General features: G+C 74.3%; 9 protein-coding genes. 5 read left to right on the top strand and 4 right to left on the bottom strand.

What is annotated here, in order from left to right; all coding sequences use genetic code 11:
* Positions 1–164 precede the first annotated feature (164 nt).
* The gene (locus tag ACIPYS_RS24525) at positions 165–443 is read right to left on the bottom strand and encodes a hypothetical protein (protein ID WP_093863165.1); all 279 of its coding nucleotides are present in this window, start codon (positions 441–443) and stop codon (positions 165–167) included.
* A 31-nt stretch (positions 444–474) separates the two neighbouring features.
* Entirely contained in the window at positions 475–1,623 is a 1,149-nt protein-coding gene (locus ACIPYS_RS24520; RefSeq protein ID WP_400749493.1) for a Ku protein, read from the bottom strand.
* Positions 1,624–1,783: 160 nt separating this feature from the next.
* Here ACIPYS_RS24520 and ACIPYS_RS24515 point away from each other — a divergent pair, with 160 nt between their 5' ends.
* The gene (locus tag ACIPYS_RS24515) at positions 1,784–1,993 is read left to right on the top strand and encodes a hypothetical protein (protein ID WP_400749490.1); all 210 of its coding nucleotides are present in this window, start codon (positions 1,784–1,786) and stop codon (positions 1,991–1,993) included.
* Positions 1,994–2,021: 28 nt separating this feature from the next.
* On the opposite strand, the gene ACIPYS_RS24510 is transcribed toward ACIPYS_RS24515, so the two are convergent.
* Entirely contained in the window at positions 2,022–3,362 is a 1,341-nt protein-coding gene (locus tag ACIPYS_RS24510; RefSeq protein ID WP_400749518.1) for a metallophosphoesterase, read from the bottom strand.
* A 267-nt stretch (positions 3,363–3,629) separates the two neighbouring features.
* Between ACIPYS_RS24510 and ACIPYS_RS24505 the strand changes: the two genes are divergently transcribed.
* From ACIPYS_RS24505 to ACIPYS_RS24495, 3 genes are all read left to right on the top strand, one after another.
* Positions 3,630–5,093 (top strand): amino acid permease, encoded by a 1,464-nt coding sequence (locus ACIPYS_RS24505; protein ID WP_093863161.1) that lies wholly within the window; start codon positions 3,630–3,632, stop codon positions 5,091–5,093.
* Between the two features lie 327 nt (positions 5,094–5,420).
* Positions 5,421–6,401, top strand: coding sequence for an EI24 domain-containing protein (locus ACIPYS_RS24500; protein WP_400749486.1), 981 nt, complete (start codon positions 5,421–5,423; stop codon positions 6,399–6,401).
* A gap of 603 nt (positions 6,402–7,004) precedes the next feature.
* The gene (locus ACIPYS_RS24495; protein ID WP_400749484.1) at positions 7,005–7,700 is read left to right on the top strand and encodes a lytic transglycosylase domain-containing protein; all 696 of its coding nucleotides are present in this window, start codon (positions 7,005–7,007) and stop codon (positions 7,698–7,700) included.
* Positions 7,701–8,138: 438 nt separating this feature from the next.
* On the opposite strand, the gene ACIPYS_RS24490 is transcribed toward ACIPYS_RS24495, so the two are convergent.
* The gene (locus ACIPYS_RS24490) at positions 8,139–9,011 is read right to left on the bottom strand and encodes a TetR family transcriptional regulator (protein WP_400749481.1); all 873 of its coding nucleotides are present in this window, start codon (positions 9,009–9,011) and stop codon (positions 8,139–8,141) included.
* A gap of 70 nt (positions 9,012–9,081) precedes the next feature.
* Between ACIPYS_RS24490 and ACIPYS_RS24485 the strand changes: the two genes are divergently transcribed.
* Positions 9,082–10,590: an MFS transporter gene (locus ACIPYS_RS24485; RefSeq protein WP_400749478.1), complete on the top strand. Its 1,509-nt coding sequence runs from the start codon at positions 9,082–9,084 to the stop codon at positions 10,588–10,590.
* Positions 10,591–10,647 lie beyond the last annotated feature (57 nt).

Here is a 10,647-nt window from a genome sequence, read left to right as displayed (position 1 = left end):
CTCTCCGCCTTTCCTGGCGAGGGGCCCGCCCCCGGCCCCCCCCCCCCTCTCCCGGGGGGGGGGGCGGGCGGGGCCCGGGCCGGGGGCCGCGCCCGGGCCCGGGCACCTCTCCGCTTCCTGCGGTTCCCCGGGGTTCCTGGGGTTCCTGGGGTTCCTGGGGAGGGTCAGGTGGCCATCCGGTGGCGGCCCCGGCCGGGTGTGGCCCACCGGGCGACGACACCGACCAGCGCCAGCACGGTCACGCCCCAGACGACACTGAAGACGATCAGCCAGGTCAGCGAGGCCTGGGTGCCGATGGCGCCGAGGCCGATCGAGAGGCCGACCAGGAAGACCACGGCCGTCGGGGAGAGACTGCACAGCCAGTGCCAGGCCCGGTGCGCCGGACTCGGGTGGGCGGGCGCGTCGGGGCCGGTGTCCTGCGCCTTGTAGGTGATCAGGTCCATCGGGAATCGCCTCCGGGGGTGAGGGGGGAGGTCACGAGGCCTTCCGGGGAGCGGCGGGCTTCCGGGTCGCGGTGGTCGTGCGCTTCCTCGCGGTCGTGCTCTTCTTGTCGGTCGCGCCGCTCCTGTCGGTCGTGCTCTTCCTCGCGCTCGTGCTCTTCTTGTCGGTCGCGGACGTCGGCGCGGCGGCGGACTTCTTCGCGGTCGTGGACTTCCTCGCGGTCGTGGGCTTCTTGCTCGTGGCCGCCGCGGCCTTCGGGGCCGTCGTCCTCTTCGAGGCGGCGCGTCTGCGCGGCGGCGACTGCTCCTCGGCCGGCTCAGACTCCGGCTCAGACTCCGGCTCCGATTCCGACTCCGACTCCGGCTCCGGCTCCGGCTCCGGCTCGGCGGCCGGCCGGCCCGGGTGGGCGTCCTTGGCCTTCCGCAGGCTGCTTCGCAGCGCCTCCATCAGGTCGATCACGTTGTCCGGCGCCTCGCCCGCCTCTTCCTCGTGCGGCATCTCGACGCCCTGCAGCCGCGCCTCGATCACCTGCTGCAGCGCCTGCTGGTAGTCGTCGTGCAGCTGCTCGAGGTCGAAGTCCTCGGAGAGGGTCTCCATCAGCGAGCGCGCCATCCTCAGTTCCTGCGGCCGGACCGTGATGTCCTCCTCGGGCGCGATCCCGGCCGCCGGGCGGACCTCGTCGGGCCAGATGCAGGTCTGGAGCACCAGCGTGCCGTCGTGCACCCGCAGCACGGCCGGCGACTCCCGGCTGCGCAGCGCGATCTTGGTGACGGCGATCTGCCCGGAATCCACCAGGGCGTCCCGCAGCAGCGCGTAGGGCTTCGACGCGGCCTTGTCGGCGACGCCGACGTAGTAGGCCTTGGAGAACATCAACGGGTCGATCTCGCCCTCGTCGACGAAGGCCAGCACGTCGATGATCTTCTTGCTGGGCAGCGGGAGGTCGGCGAGGTCCTCGTCGGTGAGGGTGACCGTGCGGCCGTCCGGGGACTCGTAGCCCTTGGCGATCTCCGCGTACGGGACCTCCTTCTCCTCCTGCTCGCAGTACCGCTTCATCCGCACCCGGCCGCCGTCCTTGGCGTGCACCTGGTGCAGGGGGACGTCGTGCTCCTTGGTGGCGGAGTACAGGTGGACGGGGATGGAGACCAGGCCGAAGCTGATCGTCCCCTTCCAGGTGGTCTGCATGGGGTCGCTCCTTCCCGGAGCCGTCCCGGTGGTTCACGCGACGGGTCGCGCCGGCCGGGGTGACCGGCTCCGGAGATTTCCACTCTGCCCGGGTTCGCCCCGATCGGCCACCGGCCGCCGACCGACGGACAATGGACGGCGGAACGGAGGTGAACGCACCGTGCGCGAACCCGGACCTCCCCCGCCGCCCGACACCACGACGTACCGCGTCCGCTACGCCCTGGCCGGCTGCCCGGGCGTGCGGCAGGCGGAGGTCACCCTCGTCCCGGGCCACTCCCAGGAGAGCGACATCCCGGCCCTGCTCGCCGCCCGGCTCGACCCCCGTCCGGGCGGCCGCCTGGTCGTCCTCCTCGACGTCACCGAAGCCTGAACCGGTCGGACCGGGACCCGCCCGGCGCTCAGACCCGGAGCGAGGCGAGGGTGACGATCGTGATGTCGGACGGGGCGCCGACCCGCACGGGCGGACCCCAGGCGCCGGCGCCGCGGGTGACGTAGAGCTGGGTGTCGCCGTACCGCTCCAGCCCGGCGACGGTCGGGTTGGCCAGCTCCGCGATGTAGTTGCCCGGCCAGAGCTGCCCGCCGTGGGTGTGCCCGGACAGCTGGAGGTCGACGCCGTGCCGGACCGCGTCGTGGATCGTGACCGGCTGGTGCGAGAGCAGGACGGCGGTGCGGGCCGGGTCGCGGTCCCCGAGCGCCCGGCCGAAGTCGGGACCGTCGCCCTCGCGCTCCCCGGCGATGTCGTTGACCCCGGCCAGGTCGAAGCCGCCGAGCTCGACCCGGGCGTTCTGCAGCGGGTGGACACCCAGCTCGCGGACGAAGTCCACCCAGGGCGCCGCGCCGGAGAAGTACTCGTGGTTGCCGGTGACGAAGTAGGCCCCGTCGCGGGCCCGCAGCTGCGCCAGCGGCTCGGCGTCCCGGCCCAGCTCGGGGACCGTGCCGTCGACCAGGTCTCCCACGATCGTGATCAGGTCGGGCTTCGCGGCGTTGATGGTGTCCACGATCCGCTGGGTGTGGGCGCGGCCCAGGATCGGGCCGAGGTGGATGTCGCTGACCACCGCGATCCGGTAGCCGTCCGCACCGGCCGGCAGCTTGGCGAGCGGGACGGTCACCTGCTTGAGCCGCGGTCCGCGCAGCACGCCGTACATGCCGGTGCCGACCACGGCCGCGGCGGCCCCGGAGGCCCCGATCGCGACCGCGCGGGCGACGAACAGCCGCCGCTCCGGCGAGGGCGCGGTCGGGGCGGCGGCGGGGGCGGACTCGGCGGGTGCGGCCTCGGACTCGAACTCGGACTCGAACTCGGACTCGGCAGGTGCGGCGTCGGCAGGTGCGGCGTCGGCAGGCGCGGACTCGACGGACGCGGACTCGACGGGCGCGGGGGCCTCGGGGACCGCAACGGCCCCGGGGACCGGAACGGGTGCCCTGCGGCCGGCGGGCAGGCGCAGCAGCAGCGGCCGGACGACCTCCCCGACGGCGAGCGCGAGCAGCAGGTACAGCAGCACCGCGAGCCAGAGGTAGCCCGGCCAGGCGAACCAGCGCTCGACCGCTATCGGGAAGGCCCGCCCGCCGATCAGCGCCCCCACCGAGAGCAGCGGCAGGACGAAGGCGAGCACGGTGCCGGTCCGGCGCCAGCGGCCGCCGGGCGCCGAGACGTCGCGCACCAGCCGGCGCCAGAGGTACCAGTGGACGAGGGTCAGCAGGGCGAGCACGAGGAGAACGCCGAGCACCACGAGGACGATCATCACGCCGCCAGTATGTACGGCGGCCCGACAAACCCCCCGGGAGGGCCCCGAGTTGCTGGCGGTGCGTCAGATCTGAGCTTTCCGGGCCCCCACTTCACCCGCCCTGACCTGGGCTTTTACGTCCGCTGAGCGAACAGTTCCCGGTGCCTTGTTCCGATACCCGGAGGTAGAGGTTAGGTTGCACCGCAATGCGCGGATCCGTCCCCCACCCTTCGGTGATCGAGCCGAGGGTCGGGCCGCGCCGGAAAGGCACAGGGCACCCTCACGATGAGTGCGGACACCACAACCCGGGCCGGATCACCCCCGCCCCGCGACTCCGCCCAGCAGCACCCCGCCGGGCACGGCGGGCACGGCCACGGCGGCGACGGCCACCTCAAGGCCGGGCTCAAGAACCGCCACCTGTCGATGATCGCCATCGGCGGCGTGATCGGCGCCGGCCTGTTCGTCGGCTCGGGCGCGGGCATCGCGGCCACCGGCCCCGGCATCCTGCTCTCCTACGCGCTGGCCGGTGTGCTGGTCGTCCTGGTCATGCGGATGCTCGGCGAGATGGCCGCGGCCGACCCGCAGAGCGGCTCCTTCTCCGCGTACGCGGACCGGGCGCTGGGCCGGTGGGCCGGGTTCAGCATCGGCTGGCTGTACTGGTTCTTCTGGGTCGTGGTGCTGGCCGTCGAGGCCACCGCCGGCGCGAAGATCCTCAACAACTGGATGCCGGGCGTCCCGCAGTGGGCGTTCGCCCTGATCGTGATGGCCGTGCTGACCGCGACCAACCTGGGCTCGGTCGCCTCCTACGGCGAGTTCGAGTTCTGGTTCGCCGGTATCAAGGTGGTGGCCATCGCCGCCTTCCTGGTGGTCGCCGGCCTCGCCGTGTTCGGCCTGCTCCCCGGCACCCACGCCGTCGGCACGGCCAACCTGACCGGTCACGGCGGCTTCCTGCCGCACGGGGTGGGCGCGGTCTTCACCGGCATGCTCACCGTCGTCTTCGCCTTCATGGGCAGCGAGATCGTCACCCTGGCCGCCGGCGAGTCCGAGGACCCGGAGAAGGCGGTCAGCAAGGCCACCAACAGTGTGATCTGGCGGATCGGCATCTTCTACCTCGGCTCGATCCTGCTCGTGGTGACCCTGCTGCCGTGGGACTCCGCCGCCGTCAAGGGCAGCCCCTACGTCGCGGTGCTGGAGCACGTGGGCATCCCGGGCGCCGGCCGGGTGATGGACGTGATCGTGCTCACCGCCGTGCTGTCCTGCCTCAACTCGGGCATGTACACCGCGTCCCGGATGGCCTTCTCGCTCGGGCAGCGCGGCGACGCGCCCAAGGCCTTCGCGACCGTGACGAAGCGCGGCGTGCCGCGGGTGGCGATCCTGTCCTCGGTGGTGTTCGGCTTCGTGGCCGTCTTCTTCAACTACACCTCCCCCGACACGGTCTTCTCCTTCCTGCTGAACTCCTCCGGCGCGGTGGCGCTCTTCGTGTGGCTCGTGATCTGCTTCTCCCAGCTCCGGATGCGCCGGATCATCGAGCGCGAGATGCCGGAGCGGCTGACCGTCCGGATGTGGCTGTACCCGTACCTCACCTGGGCCGCGATCGGCATGATCGGGTTCGTGATGGCGTACATGTTCACCGACGCCGACGGTCGGAAGCAGATGTACCTGTCGCTGGTCGCCGCGGCCATCGTGCTCGCGGCGTCGGCCGTGGTGGGCCGTCGGCGGCGGGCCGCGGCGGAGGCGCCGGCATCCTGAGCCGGCGCGCAGTACCGTCCGCGGGCACCGGGCCCGGGAGCCGTTGCGGAGGCTCCCGGGCCCGGTGCCGTTGTGCCCGGGTGTCGTGTCCGGGCATCGTGTCCGGGCGTCACGTCCCGGCCTGGTGCGCCTTTGGGCCGGCGCCGGTGCGCCTGTCCCGGGCGCCTGTCCCGGGCGCCGGGCCCCTGACGGCGGCCCCCTGACCCCGGTCACCGTTGCGGCCGTCCCCGACACCGTTCCGCGCGTCGCCGGGCCGGGAGGCTCCGGTTCCGTTCCGTGACCGGACGGACATGACCCGGCGACCCGTCAGCACCTACCCTTCCCCTCATGCGAGATCTTGCAGCGGGGATGGGGTACCTGGCCAAGGGCCAGCGGTGGGTGGCGCGGCACGGCCGCTGGTGGGCGTTCGGAATGATCCCGGCGCTGATCACCCTGGCCGGTTACGTGGTGGCACTGTTCTTCCTCGGCGGCTGGGCCGGGGACATCGCCGCCTGGGCCACCCCGTTCGCCGACCACTGGACCTCGTTCTGGCAGGACCTGCTGCGCACCACGCTCGCCGCACTGGTGTTCGTCGGCGGCCTGCTGCTCTCCGTGCTCACCTTCACGGCGGTCACCCTGCTGGTCGGCCAGCCGTTCTACGAGGAACTCTGCGAGAAGGTCGACGAGACCGAGGGCGGCGCGCCGACCCCGCCGGACGTTCCGCTCTGGCGCGAGCTGGTGGTGGCGGCCCGGGACAGCCTCTTCGTCCTGGTGCGGGCGGGCGGGTTCGGCCTGCTGCTGTTCGCGGCCGGCTTCATCCCGGTGGTCGGGCAGACCGTCGTCCCGGTGCTGGGCTTCCTGGTCTCGGGTTTCTTCCTCACCCTGGAGCTGACCTCCGTCGCCCTGCAGCGGCGCGGCGTGGCGCAGCGGGAGCGGCTGCGGCTGCTGCGCGGGCGGCTCGGGCTGGCCTTCGGCTTCGGCGTGCCGCTGGTGCTGGGGTTCCTGGTCCCGCTGGTGACCGTGGTGGCCATGCCGGGCGCCGTCGCCGGGGCGACCCTGCTGGCCCGCGACCTGGTGCCGGTCGAGGAGGAGCCCGCGACGGACGAGGACCCGTCGGACGGGGAGGCGTCGGACGGGGAGCCCTCGGGCCCGGTGGCCGTCCCGGACGTGCCGGACGTACCGGAGTACCGGGCGCAGCGCCCGGCGGCGGCCAACCCGTACGCCGGGAACCCGTACGTGGACAACCCGTACGTGGACAACCCGTACGCGAAGGACTCCCGCACCGGCGCACCGCTGCCCGCGGAGCCGAACCCGTACCGGAGCACGTGACCGGACCGTCACAACGCGTGCAGTTCGCCGCCCCCGCGTGTGAGGCCCCCCACAGGCCTTCGGCGATCCACTACCGCCGATAGTGGCGAGCCGCGCGTCGGCCCCCCGCCATCGGCCGGGGGCGGACGGTCCGCCACCGGGCCGGGTCGGTGGACCGGCCGTCACGGACCCGGAGAACGCAGGCGGTCGGCCGGTTCGGGCCGATCGTTCGTCGACGATCCCGGGGCACGGCCCATCGATTCACCAAAACGGACAAATGCCGTCGAAGCGCCCGCCATCGGTCGGGCGCTTCGCCGTTTCCGGGCTTTCCTTCCACTACCGGCCGTAGTAGCCGGCGCCTTTGCCGCCCGTGTCGAGCTCTGCCAAGAATGGTCCGTCGCCAGGCAGCGCGGTGGTCCCCCCGCCGCGCAGCTCCCGCCGCCCCGCACCTCCGCCGGGGCAGGCACGCACACCACGGCCGTCCCGTACGCCATCACGGGCCGCTCCCCCGAGCGGGCCCCGTGTGATGCCCGGCGCCCGCGCCGCCGCCCCGCCCGGGGCCGGCACGCCCCGACGGCCACCCAGGCCCTGACGGCACCCCGACGGAAAAGGATTGTCCGCTCCATGCAGCTCAGCCATGCCCGCCGCAACTCGCTGATCACCGGTGTCGCCACTCTCGTGGTGGCGAGCGCGGCCACCGCCGCCCTCGCCGTCCCGGAGAGTGGGACCGCCGTCGCCGAGGCGCCCGTCGCCGCGGTGGCCGCCACCACGGGCGGGACATCGGCGGACGCGCTGGCCGCCGCGCAGGCACAGGCCGAGGCGGACGCCAAGGCCCAGGCCGCCGCACAGGCGGAGGCGGACGCCGCTGCCGCCGCTGCCGCCTCGCAGGCGCAGGCGCAGGCCGATGCTCAGGCGCAGGCTCAGGCCGAGGCGCAGGCTGCGGCGAAGGCCCAGGCCGACGCCAAGGCGAAGTCGGACGCCGCCGCCTCCCGCTCGCAGGAGCGCTCCGCGCTGAACAGCAAGCCGACCTACTCCGGCAGCCCGCGCGAGATCGCCGCCCAGATCGTCCCGGCCGGCCAGCTCCAGTGCTTCAACAACATCGTGTCCCGCGAGAGCAGCTGGAACGTCACCGCCACCAACGCCTCCTCCGGCGCCTACGGCCTGGTCCAGGCCCTGCCCGGCTCCAAGATGGCCTCGGCCGGCTCCGACTGGCGCACCAACCCGGCCACCCAGATCAAGTGGGGCCTGGACTACATGAACTCCCGCTACGGCAGCCCGTGCGGCGCCTGGTCGTTCTGGCAGTCCCACCACTGGTACTGAGCCGACCCCGGCCCGTCGTCGGCCTTCGGCCCACCCCGGCCCCGGCATCGGCCTCTGCCCTCAGCACTTTGCAAAGTGTGACTTTGCAAAGTGCTGAGGCATACCCAGCAGTGCAGGCCCACCACTAAAACTGCAGGTAGAGCGGCTGGTGGAGCTGCGGGAAGCCGCGAACCGCCGTTTCCTGCACTTTGCAAAGTGCAGGGAAGAACGAACAGCCCCCCGAGCCCGCAGGCCCACGCCTGCGGGCTCGGCGGCGTACGGGCTCGGCCCCGAACGTGGGCGGGCCGGCGGGCGCTCCCGCCGCCGCTCCCGTCAGGGCGGCGTCCGGAGTCCGGCCGCCGTCAGGACCCGGCGGCGTCCGAACCCGGCCCGGGTGCAGGTCCGCGAAGTCCGGCCCCGGCCCCCGGCATCAGGCCCCGGCCCCCGACCCCGCACCCGTCAGGTCCGGGCCCCGCCGGACCGCCGCCCGCCCGTGCTCACCGTGCCGCCCGGACCTCCGGTACCACCGGCACCTCCCGGGCCACCAACACCTCCCGGACCACCGGGACCGCCCGGGCGCCCCCACAGCGCCTGCCGCAGCAGCGGCAGGTACGAGCGCGCGATTTCATCGGCCGGCAGCGCGGCGAGCGGTTGGAGCCGCAGCACGTAGCGGGCCATGATCAGCCCGGCCAGCTGAGTGCCGAACAGGCAGGCCCGCCGACGGGCGTCCGCACCGCCGAGCCGGGCCGCGATCAGGTCCACCATCTCGCGCTGCACCACCTCGCCCACCAGTTGCGCGACCGCCGGGTCCAATGCCGAGCCGCCGATCATGGCACGCAGCGGGCCCGCGCTGTCGGGGGCGTCCCAGACCCCCAGCAGCAGCCGCAGGGCCCGCTCGGGAAAGGTCTCCAGCCCGCCCTCCAGCGCCCCGGCGAGCAGCACCGCAGGGTTCCCGGTCAGGGCGAGGGCGGCCCCGAACAGGCCCTTCTTGCTGCCGAAGTAGTAGCTGACCAGTGCCAGGTCCACGCCTGCCTCGGCGGCCACCGACCGGAGCGTGACCGCCTGGTACCCCTCGGCCAGGAAGCGGCGGCGGGCGACGGCGAGGATCTGCTCCCTGGCCCCGGAGTTCCCGCTGCGGCGCCCGCGCCGGGGTACGGGTTCCCCCACGGGCCTCCCGGACGGCTTCCCCGACGGTCCGGCGGACGGCTCCCCGGACGGCCCCCCGGCCCGGGCCCCGTCCGGCACCCCGCCCGCGGCGACCTCCGACGCCCCGGCCCGGTCGCCCGCCGGCCCCGCCTCCGCCTCCGCCTCCGCCTCCGCAGAATTCATCATGGTTGAAATGCTAGCCGCAGCGCGCCCACGCTGGTCGGGCACCGACCGTCCAGCGTGAGGAAGTCCCGCCATGCCCGCCACCGCCGCGCCCCCCGACCGGGCGGCCGCCGCCGCCTCCCCGGACCGCCGCCACCGCGCCGTCCTCCTCGTCACCTGTCTCGCGCTGGCCACCGTGGTCGCCGCGATGGCCTCGCTCAACGTGGCCCTGCCGGACATCGCCCGCGCCACCGGCGGCAGCCAGACCCAGCTGTCCTGGATCATCGACGCCTACAGCCTGGTGTTCGCCGCCCTGCTGCTGCCGGCCGGCGCCATCGGGGACCGGTTCGGACGACGGCGGGCCCTGCTGGTGGGCCTGGCGCTGTTCGGCGCCGGTTCCGGGCTCGCCGCACTGACCACCGACCCCGGCGCCCTGATCGCGCTGCGCGCCCTGCTCGGCGTCGGCGCGGCGCTGGTCATGCCGGCCACCCTGTCGACGATCACCAGCACCTTCCCGGCGGAGCGGCGGGCCCGGGGCGTCGCCGCCTGGGCGGCGGTCGCGGGCGCGGCGGCGGTGCTCGGCCTGTTCGCCACCGGCGTCCTGCTGGAGCTGTGGTCCTGGCCGTCGATCTTCGTCCTGAACGTGGTGCTCGCGGTCCTGGCCCTGGCCGGCACCCTGCTGTTCGTCCCGGAGTCCGCCGAGCCGGACGCGCCCCGGCTGGACGTCGTCGGCGCCCTGCTGGCCGTAACCGGTCTCGGCGCCCTGGTCTACGCGGTGATCGAGGCACCGGTCCGGGGCTGGGCCGACCCGTGGACCCTCGTCTGCGGGCTGGCGCTGCTGGTCGGCTTCGTCCGGTGGGAGCTGCGGCGGCGGCACCCGCTGCTGGACCCCCGGCTGTTCCGCGAGCGCCGGTTCGCGGCCGGGACGCTGTCGATCACCTGCCAGTTCTTCGCCTTCTTCGGCTACCTCTTCGTGATCATGCAGTACCTCCAGCTGGTCCGGGAGCGCAGCGCCCTGGCGGCGGCCGTCGCGCTGCTGCCGATGGCGCTCGGGATGATGCCCGGCGCCCGGCTCAGCCCCCGGCTGACCGACCGGTTCGGCGCGCGCGGGCCCTGGGTCGCGGGCCTGCTGCTGGTCGCGGGCGCGCTGGCCTCGCTCGGGCTGCTGGACGCCGGCAGTTCCGGTTGGCAGATCGCGGCCGTCCTGTTCCCGCTCGGCCTGGGCGCCGGGCTCGCCATGACGCCCGCCACCACCGCCATCACCGAGGCCCTGCCGAGCGCCCTGCAGAACGTCGGCTCGGCGATGAACGACCTGGCCCGGGAGCTGGGCGGCGCCCTCGGGATCGCCGTGCTCGGCAGCGTCCTGACGGCCGGCTACCGCGCCCGCGTGGACGTCACCGGTCTGCCGCCGCAGTTGGCCGACGCCGCCCGCGCCTCCCTCGGCGCCGCCTCCCGGTTCGGGCCGCCGGTCGCCGACCGGGCCCGCGACGCCTTCGTCGGTGCCATGCACCTGACCGTCCTCACCGCCGCCGGGGTCGTCGCCCTCGCCGCCGTCGCGGTGGCGCTGCTGCTGCGCGGCACGACGACGCGGACCGGCCGCTGAGCGCACCCCGCGGACGCGGCACCTCCGGGCCGTCCCCGTGCCGTCCGGGGGCGGCCC

It is taken from the genome of Kitasatospora sp. NPDC089913 (assembly GCF_044748625.1).
Classification (GTDB): Bacteria; Actinomycetota; Actinomycetes; order Streptomycetales; family Streptomycetaceae; genus Kitasatospora.
This window is presented reverse-complemented; position numbering and strand designations above follow the sequence as displayed.